26 protein-coding genes and 1 tRNA gene are annotated in these 25,408 nt (G+C 69.3%); 6 read left to right on the top strand and 21 right to left on the bottom strand.

All coding sequences use genetic code 11. The features are described from left to right. Positions 1–26: 26 nt before the first annotated feature. The gene (locus tag LBN7_RS18215; RefSeq protein ID WP_407360441.1) at positions 27–1,346 is read right to left on the bottom strand and encodes an anthranilate synthase component I family protein; all 1,320 of its coding nucleotides are present in this window, start codon (positions 1,344–1,346) and stop codon (positions 27–29) included. A 41-nt stretch (positions 1,347–1,387) separates the two neighbouring features. Here LBN7_RS18215 and LBN7_RS18210 point away from each other — a divergent pair, with 41 nt between their 5' ends. Genes LBN7_RS18210 through LBN7_RS18200 form a run of 3 tightly spaced genes read left to right on the top strand, consistent with a single transcriptional unit; the run spans position 1,388 to position 3,954 of the window. Then, positions 1,388–2,059, top strand: coding sequence for a DedA family protein (locus tag LBN7_RS18210; RefSeq protein ID WP_116636683.1), 672 nt, complete (start codon positions 1,388–1,390; stop codon positions 2,057–2,059). A 4-nt stretch (positions 2,060–2,063) separates the two neighbouring features. Continuing rightward, entirely contained in the window at positions 2,064–3,089 is a 1,026-nt protein-coding gene (locus LBN7_RS18205) for an App1 family protein (protein WP_116636684.1), read from the top strand. Position 3,090: 1 nt separating this feature from the next. Beyond that, positions 3,091–3,954 (top strand): 3-methyladenine DNA glycosylase, encoded by an 864-nt coding sequence (locus LBN7_RS18200; protein WP_407360440.1) that lies wholly within the window; start codon positions 3,091–3,093, stop codon positions 3,952–3,954. 19 nt (positions 3,955–3,973) lie between these two features. On the opposite strand, the gene LBN7_RS18195 is transcribed toward LBN7_RS18200, so the two are convergent. From LBN7_RS18195 to LBN7_RS18175, 5 genes are read right to left on the bottom strand one after another with little or no spacing between them, the layout of a single operon-like run. Beyond that, positions 3,974–5,164: a glycoside hydrolase family 3 N-terminal domain-containing protein gene (locus tag LBN7_RS18195; RefSeq protein WP_407360439.1), complete on the bottom strand. Its 1,191-nt coding sequence runs from the start codon at positions 5,162–5,164 to the stop codon at positions 3,974–3,976. A 35-nt stretch (positions 5,165–5,199) separates the two neighbouring features. Continuing rightward, the gene (locus tag LBN7_RS18190; protein WP_407360438.1) at positions 5,200–5,856 is read right to left on the bottom strand and encodes an SDR family oxidoreductase; all 657 of its coding nucleotides are present in this window, start codon (positions 5,854–5,856) and stop codon (positions 5,200–5,202) included. A gap of 41 nt (positions 5,857–5,897) precedes the next feature. Further along, positions 5,898–6,425 carry a hypothetical protein gene (locus LBN7_RS18185; protein WP_133192838.1) on the bottom strand — a complete coding sequence of 176 codons (528 nt, stop codon included), beginning with the start codon at positions 6,423–6,425 and terminating at the stop codon, positions 5,898–5,900. Next, positions 6,422–7,213, bottom strand: coding sequence for a hypothetical protein (locus LBN7_RS18180; RefSeq protein ID WP_116636688.1), 792 nt, complete (start codon positions 7,211–7,213; stop codon positions 6,422–6,424). The genes LBN7_RS18185 and LBN7_RS18180 overlap by 4 nt, the downstream gene beginning before the upstream one ends. A gap of 60 nt (positions 7,214–7,273) precedes the next feature. After that, complete coding sequence (locus LBN7_RS18175) at positions 7,274–8,344, bottom strand: NAD(P)-binding domain-containing protein (RefSeq protein ID WP_407360437.1); 1,071 nt, start codon at positions 8,342–8,344, stop codon at positions 7,274–7,276. A 137-nt stretch (positions 8,345–8,481) separates the two neighbouring features. Between LBN7_RS18175 and LBN7_RS18170 the strand changes: the two genes are divergently transcribed. Together LBN7_RS18170 and LBN7_RS18165 are read left to right on the top strand one after the other, a co-directional pair. Then, positions 8,482–8,554 (top strand) — tRNA-Ala (locus tag LBN7_RS18170). A 135-nt stretch (positions 8,555–8,689) separates the two neighbouring features. Next, a complete protein-coding gene (locus tag LBN7_RS18165; protein ID WP_116636690.1) occupies positions 8,690–8,875 on the top strand; it encodes a hypothetical protein in 186 nt (61 codons plus the stop codon). Here LBN7_RS18165 and LBN7_RS18160 read toward each other — a convergent pair. The 7 genes from LBN7_RS18160 to LBN7_RS18130 are packed head-to-tail and all read right to left on the bottom strand — an operon-like array spanning position 8,872 to position 16,739. Further along, positions 8,872–9,906: an Lrp/AsnC family transcriptional regulator gene (locus LBN7_RS18160; RefSeq protein ID WP_341945232.1), complete on the bottom strand. Its 1,035-nt coding sequence runs from the start codon at positions 9,904–9,906 to the stop codon at positions 8,872–8,874. The genes LBN7_RS18165 and LBN7_RS18160 overlap by 4 nt on opposite strands. Then, a complete protein-coding gene (locus tag LBN7_RS18155) occupies positions 9,903–10,805 on the bottom strand; it encodes an alpha/beta fold hydrolase (protein WP_407360436.1) in 903 nt (300 codons plus the stop codon). Before LBN7_RS18155 ends, LBN7_RS18160 begins: the two co-directional genes overlap by 4 nt. A 28-nt stretch (positions 10,806–10,833) precedes the next feature. Next, complete coding sequence (locus tag LBN7_RS18150) at positions 10,834–12,012, bottom strand: M24 family metallopeptidase (RefSeq protein WP_407360435.1); 1,179 nt, start codon at positions 12,010–12,012, stop codon at positions 10,834–10,836. Between the two features lie 9 nt (positions 12,013–12,021). Next, positions 12,022–12,921 carry an ABC transporter permease gene (locus LBN7_RS18145; protein WP_116636694.1) on the bottom strand — a complete coding sequence of 300 codons (900 nt, stop codon included), beginning with the start codon at positions 12,919–12,921 and terminating at the stop codon, positions 12,022–12,024. Further along, a complete protein-coding gene (locus tag LBN7_RS18140; protein ID WP_116636695.1) occupies positions 12,918–13,880 on the bottom strand; it encodes an ABC transporter permease in 963 nt (320 codons plus the stop codon). The genes LBN7_RS18145 and LBN7_RS18140 overlap by 4 nt, the downstream gene beginning before the upstream one ends. A 31-nt stretch (positions 13,881–13,911) precedes the next feature. Beyond that, entirely contained in the window at positions 13,912–15,531 is a 1,620-nt protein-coding gene (locus tag LBN7_RS18135) for an ABC transporter substrate-binding protein (protein ID WP_407360434.1), read from the bottom strand. Continuing rightward, complete coding sequence (locus LBN7_RS18130; protein ID WP_341945229.1) at positions 15,531–16,739, bottom strand: membrane dipeptidase; 1,209 nt, start codon at positions 16,737–16,739, stop codon at positions 15,531–15,533. Before LBN7_RS18130 ends, LBN7_RS18135 begins: the two co-directional genes overlap by 1 nt. Positions 16,740–16,909: 170 nt before the next feature. On the opposite strand from LBN7_RS18130, the gene LBN7_RS18125 reads away from it, so the two are divergent. After that, positions 16,910–18,565 (top strand): dipeptide ABC transporter ATP-binding protein, encoded by a 1,656-nt coding sequence (locus LBN7_RS18125; RefSeq protein ID WP_407360433.1) that lies wholly within the window; start codon positions 16,910–16,912, stop codon positions 18,563–18,565. Positions 18,566–18,571: 6 nt separating this feature from the next. On the opposite strand, the gene LBN7_RS18120 is transcribed toward LBN7_RS18125, so the two are convergent. The 8 genes from LBN7_RS18120 to obgE form a co-directional block, all read right to left on the bottom strand. Continuing rightward, positions 18,572–19,261, bottom strand: coding sequence for an SDR family oxidoreductase (locus LBN7_RS18120; RefSeq protein WP_407360432.1), 690 nt, complete (start codon positions 19,259–19,261; stop codon positions 18,572–18,574). A 1-nt stretch (position 19,262) separates the two neighbouring features. Next, positions 19,263–19,643, bottom strand: coding sequence for a ribosome silencing factor (gene rsfS / locus LBN7_RS18115; protein ID WP_116636700.1), 381 nt, complete (start codon positions 19,641–19,643; stop codon positions 19,263–19,265). After that, entirely contained in the window at positions 19,643–20,920 is a 1,278-nt protein-coding gene (locus tag LBN7_RS18110) for a hypothetical protein (protein ID WP_407360431.1), read from the bottom strand. Before LBN7_RS18110 ends, rsfS begins: the two co-directional genes overlap by 1 nt. Further along, positions 20,917–21,522 carry a nicotinate-nucleotide adenylyltransferase gene (gene nadD, locus LBN7_RS18105; protein ID WP_116636702.1) on the bottom strand — a complete coding sequence of 202 codons (606 nt, stop codon included), beginning with the start codon at positions 21,520–21,522 and terminating at the stop codon, positions 20,917–20,919. The genes LBN7_RS18110 and nadD overlap by 4 nt, the downstream gene beginning before the upstream one ends. A 6-nt stretch (positions 21,523–21,528) precedes the next feature. Next, positions 21,529–21,753 carry a hypothetical protein gene (locus LBN7_RS18100; protein WP_116636703.1) on the bottom strand — a complete coding sequence of 75 codons (225 nt, stop codon included), beginning with the start codon at positions 21,751–21,753 and terminating at the stop codon, positions 21,529–21,531. Between the two features lie 65 nt (positions 21,754–21,818). Beyond that, positions 21,819–23,072, bottom strand: coding sequence for a glutamate-5-semialdehyde dehydrogenase (locus LBN7_RS18095; RefSeq protein ID WP_116636704.1), 1,254 nt, complete (start codon positions 23,070–23,072; stop codon positions 21,819–21,821). 9 nt (positions 23,073–23,081) lie between these two features. After that, the gene (proB, locus tag LBN7_RS18090) at positions 23,082–23,867 is read right to left on the bottom strand and encodes a glutamate 5-kinase (RefSeq protein ID WP_116636705.1); all 786 of its coding nucleotides are present in this window, start codon (positions 23,865–23,867) and stop codon (positions 23,082–23,084) included. Then, on the bottom strand, positions 23,864–25,363 hold the full coding sequence (gene obgE, locus LBN7_RS18085; RefSeq protein ID WP_116636706.1) for a GTPase ObgE: 1,500 nt from the start codon (positions 25,361–25,363) through the stop codon (positions 23,864–23,866). Before obgE ends, proB begins: the two co-directional genes overlap by 4 nt. Positions 25,364–25,408 lie beyond the last annotated feature (45 nt).

Raw genomic sequence — 25,408 nt, 5'->3', positions numbered from 1 at the left:
CGACCAATCTGCAGGGAAAAACGGGATCAGTTCAGGATATCGGAACGCCAGAGCACGGGCATTTCCGCACCGAGCGCTGCCAGCGGGGCCCGCGCCTTGGTCGCGACCTCGGCCACCTCGGCGACGGCGACCGACCCCCAGGTGATTCCGCCCCCGGCGCCGACGACCGCCTCATGCTCGTCGATCACGATGCTGCGGATGACCATCGCCAGGTCGACGGCGCCGTCGACGCCCACATACCCGAAGCACCCCGCGTAGACGCCCCTCGGGCCGCCCTCGAGCTCGTGCAGCCGCGTCATGGCCGAGAGCTTCGGCGCGCCGGTCATGCTCCCGGCCGGGAACGTCGCCTCGAGCAGGGCCCCGACCGTGGTGCCCTCAGCCGCCGTTCCGCTGACCGTGCTGACCAGCTGGTGCACGGCGGGATAGCTCTCCACCGTCCACAGGCCGTCCACTCGGATCGAGCCGGGCACGCACACCCGCGAGAGGTCGTTGCGCATCAGGTCCACGATCATCACGTTCTCGGCGCGCTCCTTGACGTTCACGGCGAGCTCGGCGGCGAGCGCGGCATCCGTCTCCGGGTCTGCATGGCGGGGGCGCGTCCCCTTGATGGGCCGGGAGCGGATCATTCCTCCCCCGGCGTGGAGGAACTGCTCGGGACTCGCGCTCAGCAGCGCGCGCCCTCCGATACGGAGGAAACCGCCGTGATGCGCGGGCGTGGCTGCTCGCAGGCGTTCGTAGACCGCGACCGCGTCATGCGCCCCCGGGACCGTGAAGCGCGTCGTGAGGCACAGCTGGTACGCGATGCCCGCGCGGATCAGCTCGCGGCAGCGTTCGATGAGAGCGGCATACTCCTGGGGATCGTGGCGAGCCTCGGCGATCCGAGGAGCGGCGCCGCCCGCGCTGCAAGGTTCTCCGTCCGGACGAGCGGATGCCGCCACGACGGCGACCGCCCAGGTCTCGGCATCCTCCTCCGCACTGAGCGTCCACGTGCGCCCGGACGCGTGATCGAAGGCGACGACGCGGGTGACACGCAGCCAGGAGGAGCCCGCGGCATCCCCGTCGTCGGAGACAGGGGCCCCGGCCGCGCTCGCACCGCTCTCGTAGTCGCGCCAGCCGACCCACCCGCCGGTGAAGGGCGGGAGAGCGCCGTCCGTGGGGGCGACGTCGAGACGCACGTCCTCCGGAAGGTCAGATGGCTCCCCCGTGCCGACGAAGCTCCAGCCCTCGGTCGCAGCCGCTCCGGCATCGAGCCAGAACACGTCGGCCGCCTGGTCCTCCAGCATCCGGAAGACGCTCGCCGGGTCCACCCACCGGGGCAGCTCTCGGGGACTCAGGCGTTCGCGCACGCGTCCAGCCTAGGACCGGGCTGCTCCCGTATCCTCATGAGGTGGACGACCTCCTGCTCTGGCTCCTCGACACCGTGCAGTCGATCGATCCGGTCACGCGCACGCTGGTGGCCGGGCTCGCCGTCATGCTGGAGACGAGCATCCTGATCGGGCTCATCGTCCCGGGCGACACGATCGTCATCATCGCCTCCATCGGCGTCACCAGCCCGCTGGAGGGCATCGCGATGGGGATCGCCGTCGTCATCGGCGCACTCATCGGCGAGAGCATCGGCTTCTTCCTCGGTCGCTGGCTCGGTCCGCATATCCGCGCGTCGTGGCTGGGGCGGAGGATCGGCGAGAAGAACTGGGTGCGCGCCGAGAACTATCTGGCGCGCCGCGGAGGGATCGCCATCTTCCTCTCCCGGTTCCTCCCGGTCCTGCACTCCCTCGTCCCGCTCACCGTCGGCATGAGCGAGTACCCGTACCGCCGGTTCCTCGCGTGGACCGCCCCCGCGTGCGTGATCTGGGCCACGGCGTACGTCAGCGTCTCCTCGCTGGCGGCCGGGAGCTTCCGGGAACTCGTCGACCGGGTGCATTTCGCGGGATACATCTTCGTCGGCATCATCGCTCTGTTCCTCGTGCTCGCCTTCCTCGGCAAGAAGCTGCTCCAGCGCCTGGAATCCCGTCACCTGGAGACGGAGGACGCGGAGACGGACGCCGACGTGAAAGACTGAGGCAATGGCTTCCGCACCCCCGGCGCCCCGGATCCACTGGTTCGCGCGACTCGAGCACCGCCTCCACGTCTGGCGTGAGGGCCGTGCGCGTCGCCGCGGACGGGTCGCGACGATCCTGCCGTTCCCCGGATACGGCGGACCGGGCTGGGTCCGCGTCGTCGGCCGCGTCCTGATCGTCCCGCCGCAGCGCCGCACCCGCGACGGCGAGCCGGCGAGCGTCCGGGGATGGCGCAGCTTCGTCGGCATCCCGGTGAGCTTCGCCGCCGTCGCCGTCCACGTCGGCGGGTCGACGCACCAGGTGGTCGCCGACCGCGGCGGTGTCGTCGACACCGTCATCCACGCCGACCTCGAACCGGGGTGGCAGACCTTCACGATCTCCGTCGAGGGACAGGAGCCCGTCGAGGCGCGGGCGTTCATCGTCGCCGAGAGCACCACGTTCGGCGTGCTGTCCGACGTCGACGACACCGTGATGGTGACCGCACTCCCGCGTCCGTTCATCGCCTTCTGGAACTCCTTCGTGCTCGACGAGCATGCGCGCCTCCCCGTCCCCGGAATGGCCGTGCTCCTCGATCAGCTGCTGCGACAGCATCCGGGCGCCCCGATGGTCTACCTGTCGACCGGCGCCTGGAACGTGGCGCCCACGCTGTGGCGCTTCCTCAGCCGTCACCTGTTCCCGGCCGGCTCCATGCTGCTGACCGACTGGGGTCCCACGCACGACCGCTGGTTCCGCAGCGGACGCGAGCACAAGCTCACCAACCTGCGGCGACTCGCCACGGAGTTCCCCCACGTGAAGTGGCTGCTGATCGGCGATGACGGTCAGCACGACGAGTCCATCTACACGCAGTTCATGGAAGAGCATCCCGAGTCGGTGGCGGGCGTCGCCATCCGTCGCCTGCTCCCCGCCGAAGCCGTGCTCGCCGGTGGTCGTGCCGAGTCGGAGCCGCACGCCGCGGACTCCGCTCCCTGGGTCAGCGCCGAAGACGGCGCAGGGCTCCGCGATCAGCTGGGCGAAGCCGGCATCCTGCACTGACATGGCACTCGCACGCGAGGAGTGGCTGGCGCGCGAGAGCGCCCACCAGGAGCGAGCAGACGCCCTGACGGCCGCGCATCGCGACCGCGCAGCGCGCGGAGAGAAGCACCCGGTGTGGGAGTTCCTGTTCACCTACTACGCCTACAAGCCCGCCCAGCTGCGGCGCTGGCATCCCGGCGCCGGCGTCGAGCTGGCGGATGCTCCCGAGCGCGCCTCGTGGCGCTGGTACTCCCCCGGCTCCACGGAGAACTCCGTCGTGCCCGACGCCGAGGCGTTCGCTGCGGAGAAGCAGGAGCTCGCCGGACTCATCGAACGGATGCTGCGCCGCACGGCCTCTCGACCCGGACAGTTCGGATGCTTCGGACTGCACGAGTGGGCCATGGTGTACCGCGCCGACGAACATCGCCACCCCGTGCCGCTGCGGCTCGGACAGGCCGGCACCGACGCGGTGGTCGAGGGGCACGACCTGCGCTGCACGCACTTCGACGCGTTCCGCTTCTTCACCCCCGACGCCGTGCCGCGCAATCGCACCGCGCTGTCACGCGAGGAGCAGCCCCTGTTCGAGCAACCCGGCTGCCTGCACGCCGGGATGGACCTGTACAAGTGGGCGATGAAACTCGGACCGCTGATCCCGGGCGAGCTGCTGCTCGACACCTTCGAGCTCGCGCGCGACATCCGTCTGCTCGACATGGAGGCGGCACCGTACGATCTCTCGGCCTGGGGTGTCGTGCCGGTGCCGATCGAGACTGTCGACGGAAAGAGCGAGTACGTGCGCCGTCAGCGCAGGTTCGCCGACCGCGGCATGGTCCTGCGCTCCGCGCTGCTCACGGCATGGCTCGGAGAGAGCACCGCCGAGGCCGCCTGAGCGTCAGGCCGCCTGATCCTCAGTCCGCCGGCTCGCAGTCCGGGCACACGGCCCACTGCGCCGTCGCGGTGGACAGGCTGAGGCGAAGCGCCATCACCCGTGTCGCGGCCTCGGTCAGCCGCGCCGCCGGGAGCGACCCGGATTCGACGGCGGCCGCGATGCCGGCGGACATCTGCCCGGCCGTCTCGGCATCGGACCCGGCGATCATCAGCACGAGGTCGTTGCCCGCGGCGACGGCCGCCACGCCATTGGCCACCGGGTCGGCGTACGCGGGATCTCCGGAGGAGAGCAGCATGCCCAGATCGTCGGTCACCGCGACGCCCTCGAAGCCGAGCTCGTCCCGGGCGATCTCGTGCCACGTCGCCGACAGCGACGCGGGCGTCGGATCGACCGACGTGTACGACAGGTGACCGAACATGAGCAGCGACGCGCCGGCATCGATGCCGGCAGCGAAGGGCAGAGCCTCCGTCGCGCGCCATTCGTCCAGACCCATCGGCGTGCTCGGGATCGCGCTGTGCGAGTCCCCCGGTGCGGCCCCGTGGCCGGGGAAGTGCTTGAGCGTCGACCCGACGAACTGCTCCTGAGCCGTCGTGGCAGCGGCGACCCGATCGGCCGCGGACGTCGCGTCGGTGCCGAGCGACCGACCGTAGCTGAAGGATGCGGTGTCCGCCGTGAAGTCGGCGACCGTTCCGAAGTTCACCGTGATGCCGGCGCGGGCGACGAGAGACCCGCGGGCGGCGAAGGCCGCGGCCGCGTCTTCCGGCGGGAGGACCTTGAGGGTCGTCGAGGCGGCGAAGTCGTCGCCGTCGAGCCGCGAGACCAGACCGCCTTCCTGATCGACGGCGATCAGCGGCGGAAGGGCCGGATCGATGGTCAGCGCGGCGGTGAGGCCCTGGAGCTCGGCCTCGGTCGCCGGGATGTTGGCGCCCATCAGGATGAAGCCGCCGATGCCGGACTCCATGTAGGAGCGGAGCGCCCCCGCATCGGTGCTCGGCACGTGTCCCATGACGATGCTCGCCGCCTGCTCCGCCACCGTCATCCGGGCGACGAGCTGGTCAGCACGATCGCTCGGACCGGAGGGCACGGCAGCGACCGCCGGAGCGGGTGCGCGCGTCGTCGCCGTCGCCGACGCAGACGTCGCGACGCACACCACGGCGACGACGATCCCGGCGAGGGCGGCGGCCGCCCACCCACGATGTCGACGCGTCACGGTGCTCTTCCTCGTTCTCCCTGCCCGTGGCACGCTCAGCAGGCGAGCGCCTCGGCGATGGGCAGCGCGGTCTGCGCGCTCCCGTTGCCGAAGCGGAGGGTGCGACCGATCGTGCACGGCTCTGCGAGCGACGCGGCGATGACCGCGGCGACGTCGGCCCGGGACACCTCTCCGCGGCCGTCGGGGTCGATCCGGATCCGGCCGGTCGGGTCGTCGAGCGTGAGCGTTCCGGGAGCGAGGATCGTGCCCTCGAGCCCCGCGCCGCGCAGGTGCTCGTCGGCCGCCCACTTGGCATCGGCGTAGGCGAAGAACGAGTCGCCCTCCGGAACGCCGTGATCGGCCGTCGAACCGATCCACGAGACCATGACGTAGCGGCGCACGCCGGCGCGCTCCGCCGCATCCATCGACCGCTCCGCCGCGTCACGGTCGACGGCGTAGGTGCGCTGCGGATCTCCCCCGCCGGCACCGGCCGACCAGACGACGGCATCGTGACCACGGATGATCTCGGCGAGAGCCTCGACATCCATCGTCTCGATGTCGGCCACCAGCGCGCGGGCCCCGCCCGCCTCGACGTCGTCGGCATGTTCGGGGTTGCGGATGACCCCGGTGACCTCGTCACCCCTCTCGACGAGCAGGGGCGCGAGGAGCAGGGCGATGCGGCCGTGGCCGCCGAACACGATGATGCGCGACATGCTCCTCACCCTACGCTCCGGGTGCGACGCGGGGGATGACGTCAGCGCGGGGTCTGCGTGCTGTCGATCACGAAAGCCTGCGGATGCGATGCCAGATACCGCACGACGACGGGCGAGCCGCTCGGCAGGTAGCTGTCGCGGTCCGGGTAGACCGCCGGAGTGAAGAAGTTGCTCTCCAGCGTGTACTCGACGCCCTCGGCCGTCGTGAAGGTCACCCAGTCTCCGTCCATCGTCGCCGTGGTCGGGCGGCCGTTGTCGTGGATGTAGGCGCGCGTCACCGGGACACCCGTGAGGCTCAGGATGCCGATCACCAGCGATCCCAGCATGATGAACGCGAGGATGCGGAAGAACACGCGGAGGATGCGTCCGCCCACCTGCCCTCGCGCCCGTTCCTCCGGCCGCAGGAGCCCCTCGCGCTCGCGGATGGCACGGAGCTCGCCGCCCGGTGAAGCTGCACGCACGGACATCGCGAACAGGCCGAGGATCGAGAAGCCCGCGATGAAGACCATCGCGTAGCCGTGCGCCGCCGGGAAGTTCAACAGCCAGATCAGCGTTTCCATGGGGTTCATCGCCCGGCCTCCTTCTCGATCGTGATCGCGACCGTCTGCGGATCCTCTCGCCGGTAGAACGCCCAGATCGGCGCGCCGACCTGCAGATGGGAGATCGCCTGCGGGTAGACGAAGACCGTGGTGTCCGCCTCCCACGTCGCCGCACCCTCCGGAGCCATCAGCACTCGGAGCGCGAGCTCACTCTGTCCCTCTCGGCGACGGCCCGTCGGACGGACCTCGAGGACGGATGCCGGGACCTGGGTGCCGGTCGTCCGCGCCCGTACCTGACTCGGATCGATCAGCCCGCGACCGATCCGCCACTGCAACAGGGCGTCCCGGACGGCCGGATCGGAAGGATCGGCCAACTCGATCGTGTCCTGATCGGTCGGGCTGTAGCGGACCGCCAGCGGCTGGCCGACCTGCAGCGCGGCCGCGTCGGTCGCCTCCACCAGCATCCGGAGCTGTCCGATGAAGTCGTCTCCGGCAGACGGCGTCACGCGGATGAAGACGTCATACTGCGGCACGTCGTTCACGGTCAGCCCGGTGCGGGAGACCTCGACGATCGTGCCCACCCCGATCTGCTGTTCGCCGCGCGGGATCCTGCGCCCCCGGAAACCGAGGAACATGCCGCCGAAGGTGAGCAGCAGCCCCCACGCGACGCCGATGAGGATCGGCCCGCCGAGCGTGTCCTCGCCGGAGAACGGGAGGATCGAATGCCGCTGGTCGACGCCGAAGAGGCCCTCGCCGACCCAGATGAGGAGCCAGGCCGAGAGCAGAAGCCAGACGATCACGAACACGATGCGGAGCATGCCCTCAGCGTAGCGACGGGGTGCGCGACCTACCGAACACAGGTTCCGCGTGCGGACGTGCTACCCGACGGTGACCGGAGCCCCGGAGAGGCGCAGCATCCGCTGCACGCCCGTCGCCGCCGAGCGCCCTGCGCGGTTCGCGCCGATCGTGCTCGCCGACGGACCGTATCCGACCATCTGGATCCGGGGATCTGCGACGGCGGTCGTGCCCCGCCCGTTCCGATCGAGCTGGATGCCGCCCGCGGCGCTGCGGAGGTGGAGCGGAGCGAGATGCGCGATCGCGGGACGGAAGCCCGTCGCCCACAGGATCACGTCGACTCGCTCGAACGAGCCGTCCGCCCAGCGCACGCCGTCGGCCTCGATCCGCTCGAACATCGGGCGCCGATCGGCGTAGGCGCCCAGGCGCTCCGCCTCGCGCTCCTGGGGACGCAGCATGAGCCCCGTGACGCTGACGACGCTCTGCGGCGGGAGTCCGGCCGCGACGCGCTGCTCGACGAGCGCGACAGCGGCGGCCCCGGCCTCCGGAGAGAAGTCGTCGGTGCGCCAGACGGGTTCGCGGCGCGTCACCCACAGCGTCTCCGTGAGGGGAGCCAGCGCGCCGAGGAACTGCACGGCCGAGGCTCCTCCCCCGACCACGAGCACGCGCTTGCCGACGAAGTGCGCGGGACCCGGGTAGTCGACGGTGTGCAGCTGCTCCCCGACGAAGGTCTCCATGCCGGGCACATGCGGCAGGAACGGGTGCGTCCACGTGCCTGTCGCGTTCACGAGGGTGCGCGTCGTCCACTCCCGTTCCTGAGCGCGCACGACGAGGAGTCCGTCCCGGTCCTCGACACGGTCGACCTTCACCGGACGGATGACGGGGAGCGCGTGCTTCTGCTCGTAGGCGGCGAAGTACGCGGGCACGGCGACGTTCGCACGTTCGTCGTCCCGGGGCGGTGCGATGTCGTCCGGAAGCTCGGCGACGCCGTGCACGTCGCGCATCGTCAGCGCATCCCAGCGGTGCTGCCATGCTCCGCCCGGACGATCGCCCGAGTCCAGGACGACGTGGGAGATCCCGAGGCTGGAGAGGTGGAACGACGACGAGAGGCCGGCCTGCCCTGCACCGATCACGAGGCTGTCGAGGATGCTCACGATGTATCGAACGTCTTCGAGCACGTCGTTGTTCCGCCCCGCGACGACGCGCCCGGGAGGCCCGCCCCGATTGGTGTTCGCGCGGATTCGTGTAGTACTCTTTTCAAGTTGCTCCGGGAAGTTCGGAGCGGCGTTCTGGGCCTGTGGCGCAGCTGGTAGCGCACCTGCATGGCATGCAGGGGGTCGGGGGTTCGAGTCCCCCCAGGTCCACAACGAAAGCCCCCGGTGCACCGGGGGCTTTTCCCGTCCTAGCGCGCCGTCCGACCGCGGTCAACCCGCTCTCTCGCACGTCGGGCGCGTTTTATCGTGACCGCATCCAGATCCGCCACGCGAAAGGATGCGATCATGTCCAACCCGATCCCGCCCGTCGTCCCCTTCCCGGACGACGACACCCCCGACGGCGTCCCGACGAAGGAGGTCGACGGCGAGCAGGTGCCCGACACCGACATCGACGATGCGCTGGTCGACAGCGCCGAGGCCGACCGCGTCGCCTCCGGGGCCGCCGATGACGACGAGGACGATCTGCCCTAGCCCTCGATCTCCGTCCCACCCGCCGAGGCGACCTGTGCGCGCCACCAGGGCGTCTCGATGAAGCCGCGCTTCATGAAGACGAGCTCCATCGAGGCGTTCCAGCCGCGCACGCCCTTCAGGTGCGCGATCGTCCCGGTGAGGAAGTCGTGCAGCGTCTCCGTGCTCGGGAGGATGATCTCGCAGTAGAGCGAGTTCTCCTCCAGGGCGGCCGCGAGGAAGCGCACGGACACGTGCTGCGCGAGCGTCTGGGCCACCGACGCGATCCTCGACGGCTCCACCCGGAGGATGAGCAGGGTCTCGGCGCTCATCCCGAGCGCGGATGCCGGGACCATCGTCACGGTGGTGAGACAGCCCCCGTTGCGCATGCGCTCGTAGCGGCGGCGAACGCTGCTCTCGTTCATGTCCAGCTTCGCGCCGATCGAGAGGAACGACGCGCGGCCGTTGTGCCGCAGCTCCTCGACGATCGCACGGTCGGCGTCGTCGAAGTGCGTCGGGTCGCAGGTGTTCGGAGCAGGCATATACGACTTCGGGTCGCTCGTCGCCTCGGCGTGGGCGTCGTACAGCTGGCGCCCCCAGTCGAAGCTCACCTTGTAGGTATGCACCACCAGGTCGCTGCGCCACCGCTCGACGCCGGGGATGCCCTGGAGATCGGTGAGCACATGCGCGTACGTCGCCGAATCTCCGGGGATCACGACCTCGGCGAACACGTCGAACTTGCCCGTCACGAGGGTCACGAACCGCACGTACGGCGATCCGATCAGCTCCTGCGCGACGGCCAGCTGCGCACCGGGCGTGCAGTTGATCCGCACGAAGAAGGTCTCCACATGCCCCTCGCTGCCGAGCGTGGGCACGATCCCCACCTGCACGACGCCCTCCGACAGCAGCTGCTGGCCCCGACGGGTGACGGTCGAGACGGATGCCCCGGCGAACTCGGCGATCGACGTCCAGCTCGCTCGGCCGTCCTGCTGCAGGGCGACGACGATGCGGCGGTCGAGATCGCTGAACTCACGGCCGATATGGATGCTGCTCATCGCGTCAGCGGCGGGTACACCCGGTGCAGGAACGTGCGCACGGTCTCGGTCCACGCCTCTGCCTCCTCGATCTGCGGGGAGTGACCCGACTTCTCGAACACCACCATCTCGGAGTCCGGGATGAGGTCGGCGATCACCTGGCTACACGATACTGGCGTGATCCAGTCGGTCCGGCCCACGGTGATGAGTGTCGGCACGGCGATCTCGGGAAGACGCGGCTTCAGGTCGTAGTTCGGCAGGTTCACCGAGAACGCATAGTTGTGGGCACGGTACCGGTACGGCGTCGCCTGGACCTTCCGCTCCACGGCATCCGGGTCGTACACGAAGTCGTAGAGGGGCAGGATCTCGCGCCAGCAGTCCTTCAGGTCCTCGTCGTCGCGCACCTGGCCGACGTCGATGCGATCGAACTTCTCCATGTCGATCGTCACGCGGTCGGAGGCCAGGGCGTTCTCGCGCGCGAGGTGCGCATTGGAGTTGTCGGCCGAGGTGTCGCGCAGCACGATCGCGGCGACGCGGTCCGGGTAGCGCAGCGCGTACTCCATCGTCATGAACCCGCCGTACGATCCGCCGGCCATCACGATCTTCTCCGCGCCGATCCACTCGCGCAGGCCGTCGATGTCGGCCGCCCACTGCTCGTGGCTGTACGTGCCCTCTCCCTCGCTCTGCCCGCTCCCTCTGGCGTCGAAGACCACGACCCGGTACTCGTCGGCGAGACGGCCGAAGCTCGCACGCGGCTCCGCCCTGGAGCCGAGCCCGGGGGCGCCGTGGTGCGTGATGATGACCGGAGCACCTTCGGGACCGAGCACCTCGACCGCCAGGTGGTTGCCGTTGATCTCGACCCATTCGTAGGCGCTCGTCGCCGCGGCGAACTCCGGGGAAACCGGCGGGGTGGATGTCATGTCGTCCTCTTTCTAGAGATCGGGTGCGTCAGAGCGCGATGGTGCAGTCGTCGAGACCGCGGGGGAAGGTCGTGAGCGCCTCGGCGCCGTCGTCGGTCACGAGCATGCTGTCGCTGATGCGGTAGCCGGCATGGCCGGGCACGTAGATGCCCGGCTCGTTCGACACCACCATGCCCGCCTCGAGCAGGGTCGCATCGCCGTCCTCCAGCCACGGCGCCTCGTGCATGCCGAGGCCGATGCCGTGCCCCTGACGGTGCCGGATGAACTCGCCGAGACCCGCCTCGCGGATGACGTCGAGGCAGAGCCGATTCGCCTCGCGGCATTCGAGCCCCGCACGGATCGTCTCCCGGCCCAGCTGCTGCGCCGCGTGGATCGTGTCGTGGTAGCGCCGCTGCTCGACCGTCGGCTCGCCGAGCACGAAGGTCCGCTCCCCCTCGATGAAGCGTCCGCCGACCGCGCACCCGAGCGACAGCATGAACGTGTCCCCCGACTTCAGCCGGTTGACGGACGGCAGACCGTGCGGGAAAGCGGAGTTCGCCCCGGAGTAGACCAGTCCGCCCGCGAGCAGCGAGGCGACGACCACGTTGCGGTGCTCCGCGTACATCAGCGCGGTCCCGGCCGAGGTCACGTGACGCTCGAGCTCGGTCTCGGTGGGGAGGTCGCCGCCGGCGGCGACCGCGTCGCTCACGAGCTGCACGCCGGCCTCCAGCATCCGGTCGGTGATGCGCGCGGCCTCGCGGTGCAGGACGACCTCCTCGGGGAACTTCACGTACCGGGCGCGGGCGAGCAGGTCAGACCCGACGAGCTCCGCACCGCTCATCGCCGCCCGTGCCGCCGAGAGGCGCTGGTAGGGCATGGTCGAGGCGAAGCCGACCCGGCCCCGCGGCGCCACCGCGTTCGCGAGCACCTCGAACGGCGAGACGACCCCCGGGAACTCGAAGAATGCGACCAGCTCCGCGCGCGCCGACTGCGACTGCGCGTACTCCCGCTCGAGCTCCGGCAGGAGCATCACCACGCGCCCGCCGGCCTCGATCCAGATCGCCACCGGACGCTCCGACGGGTGGTGGAAGAACCCGGTGAGGTACGCGATGTCCTCGGGGTGGTCGGTGAGGAAGGCATCGAAGCCCTCTTCGGCCATGCGGTCGCGCACACGGGCCTGCACCCGGTCGAAGAACGCGGGGTCGAGACGCTGGTCGAACTCGGTCATGTCGGTCTCCTAGCGGGCGAGATGGCGCGGATTGCGCGCGTCGTTGTAGGCGATCGACAGCAGCGTCGCCGAGAGCACGAGGATGAGGATCGCGATCGACGGGAAGAGCGTCAGCCACCAGGCGCTCACCATCGCACCCGCCTGCTGCGCCTCGTAGAGGATGCGCCCCCACGACCAGGTGGTCGGATCCCCCAGCCCGAGGAATGCGAGGCCTGCGGCGGAGAGCACGGCACGAGACGCCGTCACCACGACCGAGACGACCACGACCGGGGTGACGGCAGGGAGGACGTGCCGCGAGATGATCCAGAGCGGAGAGGTCGTCATGAGCCGCGAGGCGTCCACATACGGGAGGCCGACCACGGTGAGCGCCTGGGAGCGCACGAGGCGCGTCACCTCGGGCCAGGAGAACGCCGCGACGACGAAGATGATCGTCGAGGTGCTGGGACCCACGAGCGCGGCGATCAGGATCATGAGCGGCAGCACGGGCAGCGAGAGCGTCATGTCGACGATCACGCTGATGATGCTGTCGAGCTTGCGGAAGTAGGCGCCGATCACGGCGATGATCGTGCCGAAGACGATTGCGATCACAGAGGCCGCGACAGCGACGAGCACGCTCTGCTGGGTGCCCCAGATCACCTCGGCGAACACGTCGCGACCGAGCGCGTCGGTCCCGAACCAGTGGTCGCCGCTCGGCGGGCGCAGCACGTCGGGTCCGTAGCTGGCCGGATACGGTGCGATGAGCGGCGCCGCCAGCGCGATGATCACGAGCAGGATCAGCAGCCCCAGCGAGATCATGCCGAGCGGATCGCGGCGGAACGCCCGCCAGGTGTGCGCACCGGCGCGCTCGCTGCCGACGGCGGCGGGCTCGCTCGGGGCGAGAGGGACGGACGAAGGGAGCGGCGCGGTCATGAGGTCTTCACTCTCGGGTCCAGGTAGCCGTAGATGATGTCGGTGGCGGTGTTCGCGACCACGACTGTGGTGGCGAGCATCAGGAACGCGCCCTGCAGCACCGGGAAGTCGAGCTGCGTGACAGCCTCGTAGATGCCGCGCCCGATGCCCGGGTAGGCGAACACCGTCTCGGTCAGCACCGCCCCGCCGACGAGGAAGCCGAGCTGCAGGCCGATCAGCGTGGTCGTCGGCAGCAGCGCGTTGCGGAGCGCGTGCTTCCACAGGATGCGCCGACCGCGGAGCCCGTTGGCCTTCGCGAGCAGGATGTAGTCCTCTCCGAGCGTCTCGATGAGCGTCGAGCGCATCGTGAGCACGTAGGACCCGACCTGGATGAGCATGAGCGAGACGGCGGGGAGCACCAGGTGCTGGGCGACGCTGAGGTACCACTCGATGCCGTAGGTGTTGTTCGTGTACGCGCCGCCGATCGGGAACCAGCCGAGGTTCAGCCCGAAGACGAACAGGAGCAGGATCGCGACGCTCGGCACGAACAGGGACTGGCCCGTGACCCCGACGATCTGCACCGCCCGGTCGATGAATCGTCCCTTGTGCGAGGCGGCAGCGACCCCCAGCGGGATGCCGATGATGATCGTCAGCGCCAGGGCGGTGAGCGTCAGCAGCAGCGTCCAGGGCAGCCGCTGCAGGAGCACGTCGAGCACGGGGATGGACTGCGTGAACGAGATGCCGAGGTTCCCCTGCACCAGCTGCCACATGTAGAGGCCGTACTGCACGATCAGGGGCTGGTCGAGCCCGTACTGCTCGAGGATGGTCGCCCGGATGTCGTCCGTCATGTTCGGGCTCGCCAGCGCCAGGGCCGGATCACCGGGAAGCAGCCGCAGGAGCAGGAACGTCACGGTCACGGCGAACCAGATCGTGAGCAGACCTCGACCTGCGCGACGGAGAATGAACGATGCTCGGGACACCCGGGCGACCTTCCTCGAGATTTCAGTGGTGTTATTCGACCGGGTGCGCGCTCGCGAGCGAGAGCGGGTTCACGATCGAGAGCAGCTCGCTCGGCTTCGAGATGAAGCCGGCCCACTCGTCGCTGGCGGCGAAGAACAGGTTCTGCGTGTACATGATGTTGTCGTAGACCTGCTCGTGCACGATCTTGTTCGCGTCGCGCATGATCGAGATCTTCTCGTCCTCGTCGAAGGTGACCATGCCCTCTTCGATCAGGGCGTTCAGCTCGGGGTCGTCGACGTGCGTGTAGTTGATCGCTCCGCCCGGCAGGTACGACAGGGCGAAGTTCGTCACCGGGTCGTCCATGATGGCGAAGTTGCCCGCATAGATGTCGTAGTCCCCTTCGCTGGTCATCGAGAGGTACGTGTTCCGCTCGGTGCCCTGGAGCTCGATCGTGATGCCGGCCTCCGCCGCGCTGTCCTTCACCATCTGCGCCCACTGGCTCGTGACGCTGTCCTGCAGGGAGTAGATCAGGCGGAACGACACCGGGAAGTTGCCACTGGCGTCGGCCGTGTAGCCGGCGTCCTCCATGAGGGAGCGCGACTTCTCGGGGTCGAACTCGTACTCCTTCACCGAGTCGTCGTAGTACTTCGCGAGCACCGGCATCAGCGCGCTGGAGCCGGTCGAGACGGCCTGATCCTGCAGCACCACCGTCCGGATCGCGTCGTAGTCCACGGCATGGGCGAGCGCCTGACGGACCTCGGTCTTCGCGAGGTCCGGCTTCTCCATGTTGTACACGAGGTGCGCGTAGCCGAGACCCGCCGCCTCGATGACCTGCAGCCCGTCGGTGCTGCTGAGCTGCTCGACCTGCGCGGGCGGAAGCGCGTTCGCGATCACGTCGATCTCGCCGCTCTGCAGTGCGAGGATCTCGGTGTTCACGTCGGGATACACGCGGTAGACGACCTCGGCGGGACCGGGGACGCCGCCCTCGACGAGCGGGTAGTCCTCGACACGCTCGAGCGTGTAGTGCTGGCCGACCTGGAAGTCGCTCAGCACGAACGGGCCCATGCCGACCCAGCCGCCGTCGCTGCCGTCGTTCGCGAACTCGGCGATCGAGCCCTTCGGGTCGAACACGTGCTTCGGAACCACGACGCCCCAGAACCCGATCTCCTCGATGATCGACGAGTCCGGCTGGGTGAGCGTGAGCTCGACGCGGGTGTCCGAGACCGCGGTCGCGGTGTCGAGGTTGCCCAGCTGCCCGAAGAACGTGCCCGGTGCCTGATCGCGCTTGACCGCGTTCAGCGTCCAGGCGACATCCTCGGCGGTCAACGGCTCGCCGTCGCTCCACGTGAGATCGTCGCGGATCTCGTAGAACCCGGTCGTGTCGTCCACGTAGCCCCAGTCGGTGGCCACGTGGGCCTCCTTGGTGCCGTCCTCGCTGATGCTCAGCAGGTGCGGATACATCAGGTTCGTTATCCACGAGTCGGTCCGGCTGTTGCCGAGCACCGGGTTGAAGTTGACGACGTCCGTCGTCGTGCCGATGCTGAGCGTCTCATCGCTCGGACCGGTGCTCCCCGATGTCTCGCCAGGCTCCGGAGCCGTGGGGGCGCACGCGGCGAGGCCGACGGCGAGAGCCGCGGCGGCGCCGAGTGCGAGGTACTTGCTGTGCTTCATCAGACCCAAACCTCCTCGAGTACGCGCATGGTGTTCCCCCCGACGACGGCGCGGATCTCGTCGTCGGAGTAGTCGTGCTTCACAAGCCAGCCGATGATGTTGTAGAACGCCTCGGCCGGGTTCTCGATGCCGTCGACGTACGGCTGCTTCTCGTATTCGACGTTGGCGTGCGCCTGGCCGAGCGAGAGGTTCGACGAGAAGGCGTCGTGCAGCCCGACGTGGTCGCCGAACAGGGTGTCGGGACCGAAGCTCACGTGCTCGAGTCCCACCAGGTCGACGCAGTACTGGAAGTGGTCCATCACGGATTCCAGCGAGTGCTTCGGATGCTGCGGCGAGATGGTCGTGTGCGGCGCCGCCTCGATGCCGATCACGCCGCCGCGCTTCGCGCACTGGATGATCGTCTCGTCGGTCTTCATGCGGTTGGTCGGCCAGAGGCCGCGCGCACCGGCGTGCGTGATGAACACCGGCTTCTGCGAGTGGGCGATCACATCGAGGCACGTCTGGTCGCCGGAGTGCGAGATGTCGATCGCGATGCCGAGCTTGTTCATGCGCTCGACGGCGCGCTCGCCGAAGTACGTCAGGCCGCCGTCGCCGCGCTCCTTGAGGCCGCCGCCCAGCATGTTGGCCTCCGAGTAGGCGATGCCCATCTGCCGCACGCCGAAGCCGTAGAGCACGTCGAGCCGGTCGACCTCGTTCTCGATCATGGTCGACGCCTCGAGCGCGAAGATGTGGGCGACGCGCCCGGTCTCCGCCGCGTACCGGATGTCCTTGATGGACTCGGCCTTGATGACGAAGTCCTGGTGCGCGAGGTCGGCCATGCGCACGCCGAGGTCGAACAGCACGTCCTGGTACTTCCAGCCGGCGTCGCTGGAGATGCAGCAGGTGCCGTCCATGCCGTTGTCGAAGACGGCGGTCAGACCCGAGCGGGCCAGACCCTGGTAGCCGGTGGGTTCGCGGCCCTGACGGATGTGGTCGCGGAGCTCACCCATGTCCTCCGGGAACACCTGCACGTGCTCGTGCAGCGAGATGACGGTCTCCTCGCGCAACAGGCGCTCGGTGCGCTCCTTCTGCGAGTCGCTGAGCTCGAGACCCTCGTACGCCGGCACGCGGCCGATCTGCTTCGCGTAGCGGAACTCGCGGTAGTCCTTGCCCGCCTCGAGGTAGTCGTAGGCGGTGTAGCCGCTGTAGCGGTCTGCTTCTTCGAGCACGAATGCGCTCCTTCGGTTCGGTTGTGCGGATGCCTCTCCCGATCAACGAGTGGGAGATTTCCTCGAATCTCGATGATTTCGGCGCAAATGTCAACCTTGCTGAACAAATTCGGCTGAGATGTTTCCTGTTCGAAACAATTCGGGGGTACTCTCCTGGCATGATGGCAAGCATGGAGAACACGTCAGCGCCGGAGAACGGCGTCGTCCTCGACGTCCGCGGGCTCACAGTCACGCTGTCCACCGATGGGCGTCCGAACCGCGTGGTCGACGACATCGACGTCACGGTGCGCCGTGGCGAGGTCTTCGCCCTGCTCGGCGAGTCGGGGTCGGGGAAGTCCATGACCGCACGGGCGATCATGGGTCTGATCGACAACGGCGAGGTCGAGGCGACCAGCATGACGCTCGGCTCCACCGACCTGCTCGCCCTCTCCCCCGAGCAGCATCGCCGCCTGCGCGGCGTCAAGGTCAGTCTCGTCATGCAGGACGCGCTCTCCGCCCTCAACCCGGTGCTCAGCATCGGCGATCAGATCGTCGACCTCATCCGCGCGCACCGACCGGACAGCCGCCGTGCTGCACTGGTGCGCGCGGTCGAGCTCCTGACGCTGGTCGGCATCCCCACGCCGGAGAAGCGCGTGCACGACTACGCGCATCAGTTCTCCGGCGGTCAGCGACAGCGCATCCTGATCGCGATGGCGATCGCCCTCGAGCCCGACCTGATCATCGCCGACGAGCCGACGACCGCGCTCGACGTCACGGTGCAGGCGCAGATCCTCGATCTGCTGCTCTCGCTGCGCGATCGGCTGGGCATGGGGATCCTGCTGATCACCCATGACCTCGGCGTCGTGATGGAGGTCGCCGATCACGTCGCCGTCATGCGCACGGGACGCATCGTCGAGGCCGGCAGGGCCGACGACGTCCTCACCCGCCCCCAGCATCCGTACACCCTGCAGCTGTTGAACGCCGTGCCGCAGGACGTGAGCGCCGCGGTGGAGGACGACGGCTCGACGCCGATCCTCGACGGACGCGGTCTCGAACGCACCTTCCGATCCGGGAGCGGGCGTCGGGCGCATCGCGTGGCCGCCGTCGCCGGTGTCGACCTCCAGCTGCGCAGCGGAGAGATCCTCGCGATCGTCGGGGAGTCCGGCAGCGGCAAGTCGACGCTGGCGCGGATGCTGGTCGGCCTCGACTCCCCGGATGCCGGCACCCTGCGCTACCGCGACGAGGACGTGACCCGAGGCCGACTGCGCGACCGCAGGATCCTGCGTCGCGGCGTGCAGATGGTGTTCCAGGACCCGTACATGTCGCTGAATCCGAGGATGACCGTCCAGCAGATCATCGCCGAGCCTCTCGCCGCCACGCACACCGGGAGTCCGGCGAGCCGACGCGACCGCGTCGCCGAGCTGCTCGAGCTCGTGGGGCTCACCCCGGAGATGGCCTCGCGCTTCCCGCATCAGTTCTCCGGCGGCCAGCGCCAGCGCATCGGCATCGCCCGCGCTCTCGCCCTCGACCCCGACGTCCTGGTGTGCGACGAGCCGGTCTCCGCGCTCGACGTGTCGATCCGCGCGCAGATCATCGACCTGCTCTGCGACCTGCGCGAGCGCCTCGGCATGTCCATCGTCTTCATCGCGCACGATCTGTCGCTCGTGCGCCACATCGCCGACCGCGTCGCCGTGATGTACCTCGGACACATGGTCGAGATCGGCGACACGGAAGAGGTCTATCGGAACCCGACGCACCCGTACACGCGCTCGCTGCTCTCGGCGATCCCTCCGCAGACGCGCGCCGAGCGAGGGATGCTCTCCCGGAGGACGCGTCTGACGGCGTGACCGGGCTCAGACGCCCGGACGCACCGTCAGGTCGGTGATCTGCGCGTCACGCGGCAGATCGAGTGCGGTGAGGACGGTCGTCGCGACGGCATCCGCGCTGATGAAGCGCTCGGGTACGTACTCGCTGTCTTCCTGCTGGTGCACGCGTTCCTGCATCGGCGTGGCGGTCCGTCCAGGGAAGATCGAGGTGACGCGCACACCGTGCTCGGCCTCTTCCGCCCGCAGGGCGTCCGCCAGCGCCTTGAGTCCGTGCTTCGAGGCGGCGTATGCCGACCACCCGGCGTGTGCATGCAGGCCGGCGCCCGAGTTGACGAACACCACCTGTCCGCGCGTCACGCGCAGCACCGGGAGGAGGAGCCGGGTGAGCTCGGCGGGTGCGACGAGGTTCACGGCCAGCTGCTGCTCCCACAGCGTCGGCGGGAGGTCCGCGACCGTGCCGAGGTCGACGACGCCGGCCACGTGCAGCAGTGAATCGATGCGCTCCGGCAGGTGCTGCTTGGAGAGCGCCCAGGAGATGCGGCCGGGGTTCGCGAGATCCGCGACCAGCGTCGAGGCACCGGGAAGCTCCGCCACGATCTCGCGGGCGCGACCGACGTCTCTCGCGACCGCGATGACCTGATCTCCGCGATCGAGCAGCCGACGCGCGAGGACGGCGCCGATGCCGGAGCCCGCACCGGTGATCAGGTGCGTCTGCACGTCAGGGACGATCCGCAGCCGGCTCGGCGACGTCGATCGGGACCACGGGGCAGTCCTTCCAGAGGCGCTCGAGACCGTAGTAGACCCGCTCCTCCTGGTGGAAGACGTGGACGATCAGGTCGCCGAAGTCGAGGAGCACCCAGCGCGCCTCGGCGCGTCCCTCGCGGCGGACGCGCTTGTGCCCCGACTCGATCAGCCGGTCCTCGATCTCGTCGGCGATCGCGGCGACGTTGCGCTCGCTGTTTCCGGTGACGAGCAGGAAGATGTCGACGAGCGGCAGCGGCTCCGACACGTTGAGCGCGACGAGATCCTCACCGCCCTTGTCGATGGCGGCTTGTGCTGCGAGGCGCAGCATCTCTTCGGCGGTTTCAGGTGATTGCATCAGAACACATTCGTTGAGAAGGCGACGATGACGGCAGTACCCACCGCGAGGGCGAGACCTCCGGCGACGATGGCCAGGATGAGCAAGAGTCGGTTGCCCTTTTCGGGGGCGGGCGGACGGATGACTTCGCCCGCGGGCTTGATGGTGCTGACCGCGGCGCTCGCGGCGATCGGCGTGGGAGAGGATGCCGGCGGCAGCTCGCCGTCGATCAGCACGGCGTCGACGTCCTTGCCGTCGGTCGTCCCGTGCGCGTGGCCCTGCGAGCCGAGGCCCTTGGGGAGCTCGTACGAGCCGGTCACCAGGATCTCGCCGGTCGAGGCGACGGGACCGGACAGCGAGCCCTCCCCCGCGGACGGGGTGAAGATCAGCGCGTTGGGAGCGGAATGCTGCGACCCCGTGGAGTCGCCCACGGTGAGCAGCTCGTCGAACGAAGGGCGGAACGGAGCATGCACGTCGGGAGCATCCGTCAGGACGCCCTCGCCGAATGCGGGGTTGACGGTCGGGCGAGGATCCTCGACGACATCGTCGTCGTCCGCGTCATCGACGTCGGCGAGCACGTCGTCGTCGGCCGTGGCGTCCTGCGGCTCGGGCGAGAACCCGAGGACCGCGGCGACGTCGTCCTGTCGCTCGGCTTCCGCCGGCTCCTCGAGGACGTCGAGCGGGACGACGCCCACGCTGTCGGACGCATCGGAGGCGCGGACCGGCTCTACCACGATCTCGTCGTCGATGTCGTCGTCGTCGCCTGCCGTGTCGGCCGGGGCATCGACCGGCGCGGGAGCGGAGAAGTCCGGCAGACCGGACACGATGCCGGACGACGCCGGAGCAGGCTGCTCGACGGCCTCGGGTGCGGCGGCTTCAGGTTCGACGACCTCAGGCTGCGCGATCGCCGGTGCGACCGCCTCGGGCTCGATGACCTCGGGCTCGACGATCTCCGGCTCGATGACCTCGGGCACGACGACGGCAGCATCAGCGGCAGGCGCGTCATCGACGGCAGGGGCGTCGGTCTCGCCGACGGAGACGGCGCCGGTCTTGAGGCGCTCCTGCTCGCGGACCTGACGGCGCGTCAGCGGCGCTCCCGCGCCGTCGACGGCATCCGTCGGGGCGGACGGGACCTGCACCGGCTCTGCGGCGCGGGGCAGGGGCGGCGCCGGCGGGGCGGCCTCGGCGACGGCTGCCGCCTCTTCCGGGGTGATCACGGGGGTCGACCCCGTCAGGCGGATCTCCCGCAGCTGCTTGCGCGTCAGCGGACCGTGATCCGGCTGATCCGAAGTACTCATGCCTTGCTCCGATACAGATGATGCTTCGCGATGTACTGAACGACTCCGTCGGGGACCAGGTACCAGACCGGCTGATCGTCGCGAACGCGTTCACGGCAGACCGTCGATGAGATCGACAGTGCCGGTACCTCCAGTTGGCTGACGTTGTCGCTCGGGAGGCCGTCGGTGCTCAGAACGTGTCCTGGGCGAGAGACCGCGACGAAGTGGGCCAACTCCCACAACTCATCATGGTCCCTCCAACTGAGAATTTGCGCTACGGCGTCCGCTCCGGTGATGAAGAAGAGCTCCGCATCGGGCCGGTCGCGCTTCAGATCGCGGAGCGTGTCGATCGTGTAGGTCGGTCCCTCACGGTCGATGTCGACGCGGCTCACCGTGAATCGGGGGTTGGATGCCGTCGCGATCACCGTCATCAGATAGCGGTGCTCGCTGGGGGTGACGTCGGACTTCTGCCACGGGTGGCCGGTCGGGACGAACACCACCTCGTCGAGGTCGAAGGAGTGCGCGACCTCGCTCGCGGCGACCAGGTGGCCGTGATGGATGGGGTCGAACGTTCCGCCCATCACGCCGATGCGCGGGGTGCGCGTGGTCGCAGCAGTGTCCATAAGGGCCTAGTGGCCGTGTCCTGCCTCGTGTCCGTCCTTGCCGTGCTTCGCGGCCCAGGCCTCGGCCTTCGCCGAATGACGGTTGGCGACGTTCTTGTACGACAGCGTCACGAGCCCGAGGAACGCGAACACGATCGCAGCGATGACTCCGAAGATCACCGTCTCGAGCGCGACGTTACCGTGGTGCTCGGTTTCGGCGGCGGCCATCGCGATCTGTGCGACGAGGTTCATCGTGACTCCGTTTCGTGGCGTGCTCTTCGGGATCCTGAGCGGGACAGCGTCCCCCAGTCTAGCCCTCAGCCGCGGGTCTGACCCGATCCACGCGCGAGCCACTTCGTGCTGGTCAGCTCGGAGAGCCCCATCGGGCCGCGAGCGTGCAGCTTCTGTGTCGAGATGCCGACCTCCGCACCGAACCCGAACTCGCCTCCGTCGGTGAAGCGGGTGGATGCGTTGGCCATGACCACGGCGGAGTCGACCTCCGCGAGGAAGCGCTCCGCATTGCGCGTGTCGGTCGTGACGATCGACTCGGTATGACCCGTGCTGTAGCGGCGGATGTGGTCGAGCGCCTCGTCGAGCGAATCGACGACCTTCATCGCGATGTCGAGGCTCAGGTACTCGGTGGCCCAGTCCTCCTCCGTCGCGGGGATCACGTTCGACACGAGGCCGGCGACGACGTCGTCTCCGTGGATCGCGACGCCCTCGCTCTGCAGCGCACTGGCGACGAGCGGGATCAGTCGCGGCGCGGCCTGCCGGTGCACGAGCACGGTCTCGACCGCGTTGCACACGCTCGGACGCTGCACCTTGGCGTTCACCACGATGTCACGCGCCCAGTCGTCGGGAGCGGTCTCGTCGAGCAGGATGTGGACGTTGCCCGCGCCCGTCTCGATCACCGGGACCGTCGACTCGGTGACGACGGTCTCGATCAGCCCGGCGCTCCCCCGCGGCACGAGGACATCGATGAAGCCCCGGCCGTTCATGAGCGCCTTCGCGCCTTCGCGCCCGAAGTCGTCGACGGTCTGGATCGCCTCTGCCGTGACTCCGGCGCCCTCGAGCGCGTCGCGCATGACCTCGACCAGCACCGTGTTCGACTCGCGCGCCGCGCTTCCGCCACGCAGCACGACGGCGTTGCCCGATCGCAGGGCGAGAGCGGCGATGTCGACCGTCACATTGGGACGCGCCTCGTAGATCGCTCCGACCACGCCGAAGGGCACGCGAACCTGTTCCAGAGCCACGCCGTTCGGCATGCGGTGCCCACCCACGACGCGGCCGACCGGATCCGGAAGCGAGGAGACCTGGCGCACCGCGGCGGCGAGGGCGGCGACGCGCTTCTCGTCGAGCCGCAGCCGGTCGATGAGCGACTCGCCGATGCCGTCGGCGCGGCCGCGCTCGATGTCGCGGGCGTTCGCCTCGATGATGCGGGCGCTGTTCTGCTCGAGCGCCACGGCGATCGATTCGAGGGCGCGCACCTTGTCGTCGCTGGTGAGGGCGGCAGTGGCGCGAGACGCCTCCTTGGCGCGCTCCAGGCGCACCTGCGGGGTCTGGTCGGTCATCCGATCAGTTTAGGAGATGGCCGGTTCGAACCAGGTTCCTATTTCAGCGCCGGCGAGGGCCTTGTCCACCAGGTCGGCGCTGGTCACCAGGACGCCGATGCCGGATGCCGCGGCGAGACGCGCGGCGGAGACCTTGGTCGCCGCTCCCCCGGTACCGACGCTGTTCACGACCGTCGCGCCGAACTCGAGCCCGGCGAGGTCGGCATCCGGTGCGACGATGTCGATCGGCTCCGCTCCGGGATCGGACGGCGGCTTCGTGTAGAGCGACTCGATGTCGCTGAGCAGGATGAGCGCGTCCGCCTCGATCAGCTGCGCGACGAGGGCGCCGAGCCGGTCGTTGTCGCCGAAGCGGATCTCCTGCGTCGCCACGGTGTCGTTCTCGTTGACGATGGGGAGGATGCGCAGGCCGAGCAGCCGCTCCATCGCGCGGCGGGCGTTCGATCGCGAGGTCGGGTGCTCCAGGTCGCCGGTCGTGAGCAGCACCTGTCCCGCGACGATGTCGAAGGGACGCAGCGACTCCTGGTACCGGTAGACGAGGATGTTCTGCCCCACGGCCGCGGCGGCCTGCTGCGTGGCGAGATCGGTGGGGCGTGCGTCGAGACGCAGGAAGGGGATGCCGGTGGCGATGGCGCCCGAGGAGACCAGCACGACCTCGGCGCCGCGGGCGTGCGCGGCGGCGAGGGCCTCGACCAGCACCGGGATGCGCCAGGACGACTCCCCGCTGATGGACGAGGACCCCACCTTCACGACGATGCGGGAGGCGGTGGCGAGATCGGCGCGGGTGCGAGCGGTCACTCGCCCTCCTCGCGGTATGCCGCGAGGCGCTGGGCCTCCACCTCCGCACGTGCAGCGGCCTTGGCGTCCATGCGCTCGTAGTATGTGGCGCGACGCTCCGACGTGGTGCGCCGATCGTTCGGCGCGAGGCGCGGGTCGGTTCCACGGGGCGCAGCCATCAGCTCGGCGGCCGAGCTCATCGTCGGCTCCCAGTCGAACACGATGCTGTCGGCCTCGCCGATCACGACGGTGGACCCCTGCACGGCGCCCACGCGGAAGAGCTCGTCTTCGACGCCGAGCTTCTCGAGCCGGTCCGCGAGGTAGCCCACGGCCTCCTCGTTCTGGAAGTCGGTCTGCTGGACCCAGCGCACCGGCTTCTCGCCGAGGATGCGGTACACGTTGCCGTAGGTGCCGCCCTCGACGCGGATCGAGAACTCCTTCTTCGAGCCGCGAGGGCGGATGACGACGCGCTCCTTCGGCGGCGCGATGACCGCCTCGGCCCGGTGCTTCTCGACGAGCTCGCCCAAGGCCAGGGTGAGCGGACGCAGCCCCTCGTGCGAGACCGTGGAGATCTCGAAGACGCGGAAGCCGCGTGCCTCCAGGTCGGGGCGCACCATCTCTGCGAGATCGCGCGCCTCCGGCACGTCGATCTTGTTCAGGGCGATGATCTGCGGACGCTCGAGGAGCGGCGTCTGTCCCTCGGGGACCTCGTATGCCCCGAGCTCCGCCAGGATCACGTCGAGGTCGGAGATCGGGTCGCGGCCCGGCTCGAGCGTCGCGCAGTCGAGAACGTGCAGCAGGGCGGTGCAGCGCTCGACATGGCGCAGGAACTCGAGGCCGAGACCGCGCCCCTCGCTCGCGCCCTCGATGAGCCCGGGGACGTCGGCGACCGTGTAACGGAAGTCCTCCGACTGCACGACACCGAGGTTCGGGTGCAGCGTGGTGAAAGGGTAGTCCGCGATCTTGGGCCGGGCGGCGGAGATCGCACCGATCAGGCTCGACTTGCCGGCGGACGGGTAGCCGACGAGTGCGATGTCGGCGACGGTCTTCAGCTCGAGGACGACATCGCCCTCGTACCCGGGAGTGCCGAGCAGCGCGAAACCGGGCGCCTTGCGCTTCGGGGTCGCGAGGGCCGCGTTCCCGAGGCCTCCCTGACCTCCGGCGGCGACGACGAAGCGCTCCCCCGGCTCGATCATGTCGATCAGGACCTCGCCGGCCGTGTTCTTCACGACGGTGCCGACGGGAACGGGCAGTTCCAGCGTCTCGCCCAGGAACCCCGAGCGGTGGTCGCCCATGCCGGGTCCGCCGTTGCCGGAGCTGCGATGCGGCGAGTGGTGGTACGACAGGAGGGTGCCGGTCTGCGGGTCGGCGACCAGCACGACGTCTCCGCCGTCACCGCCGTTGCCGCCGTCCGGGCCGCCGAGAGGCTTGAACTTCTCGCGGTGGACCGAGACACAGCCGTTGCCGCCCTTGCCCGCACGCAGGTGCAGCGTCACGGTGTCGACGAACGTGACCATGTCTCGATCTCCTCCTGTTTGAATCTGTGCTGCCCGCCGAAGTCC

This window comes from Microbacterium sp. LBN7 (genome assembly GCF_045690345.1).
In the GTDB taxonomy this organism is placed as follows: Bacteria; Actinomycetota; Actinomycetes; order Actinomycetales; family Microbacteriaceae; genus Microbacterium.
This window is presented reverse-complemented; position numbering and strand designations above follow the sequence as displayed.

Coding starts and splice junctions, on each gene's coding strand:
- LBN7_RS18205 (WP_116636684.1), top strand. CDS start 2,064: ATGGCTTCCGCACCCCCGGCGCCCCGGATCCACTGGTTCGCGCGACTC.
- LBN7_RS18200 (WP_407360440.1), top strand. CDS start 3,091: ATGGCACTCGCACGCGAGGAGTGGCTGGCGCGCGAGAGCGCCCACCAG.
- LBN7_RS18190 (WP_407360438.1), bottom strand. CDS start 5,856: ATGTCGCGCATCATCGTGTTCGGCGGCCACGGCCGCATCGCCCTGCTC.
- LBN7_RS18185 (WP_133192838.1), bottom strand. CDS start 6,425: ATGAACCCCATGGAAACGCTGATCTGGCTGTTGAACTTCCCGGCGGCG.
- LBN7_RS18180 (WP_116636688.1), bottom strand. CDS start 7,213: ATGCTCCGCATCGTGTTCGTGATCGTCTGGCTTCTGCTCTCGGCCTGG.
- LBN7_RS18165 (WP_116636690.1), top strand. CDS start 8,690: ATGTCCAACCCGATCCCGCCCGTCGTCCCCTTCCCGGACGACGACACC.
- LBN7_RS18160 (WP_341945232.1), bottom strand. CDS start 9,906: ATGAGCAGCATCCATATCGGCCGTGAGTTCAGCGATCTCGACCGCCGC.
- LBN7_RS18155 (WP_407360436.1), bottom strand. CDS start 10,805: ATGACATCCACCCCGCCGGTTTCCCCGGAGTTCGCCGCGGCGACGAGC.
- LBN7_RS18150 (WP_407360435.1), bottom strand. CDS start 12,012: ATGACCGAGTTCGACCAGCGTCTCGACCCCGCGTTCTTCGACCGGGTG.
- LBN7_RS18145 (WP_116636694.1), bottom strand. CDS start 12,921: ATGACCGCGCCGCTCCCTTCGTCCGTCCCTCTCGCCCCGAGCGAGCCC.
- LBN7_RS18135 (WP_407360434.1), bottom strand. CDS start 15,531: ATGAAGCACAGCAAGTACCTCGCACTCGGCGCCGCCGCGGCTCTCGCC.
- LBN7_RS18125 (WP_407360433.1), top strand. CDS start 16,910: ATGGAGAACACGTCAGCGCCGGAGAACGGCGTCGTCCTCGACGTCCGC.
- rsfS (WP_116636700.1), bottom strand. CDS start 19,643: ATGCAATCACCTGAAACCGCCGAAGAGATGCTGCGCCTCGCAGCACAA.
- LBN7_RS18110 (WP_407360431.1), bottom strand. CDS start 20,920: ATGAGTACTTCGGATCAGCCGGATCACGGTCCGCTGACGCGCAAGCAG.
- nadD (WP_116636702.1), bottom strand. CDS start 21,522: ATGGACACTGCTGCGACCACGCGCACCCCGCGCATCGGCGTGATGGGC.
- LBN7_RS18100 (WP_116636703.1), bottom strand. CDS start 21,753: ATGAACCTCGTCGCACAGATCGCGATGGCCGCCGCCGAAACCGAGCAC.
- LBN7_RS18095 (WP_116636704.1), bottom strand. CDS start 23,072: ATGACCGACCAGACCCCGCAGGTGCGCCTGGAGCGCGCCAAGGAGGCG.
- obgE (WP_116636706.1), bottom strand. CDS start 25,363: ATGGTCACGTTCGTCGACACCGTGACGCTGCACCTGCGTGCGGGCAAG.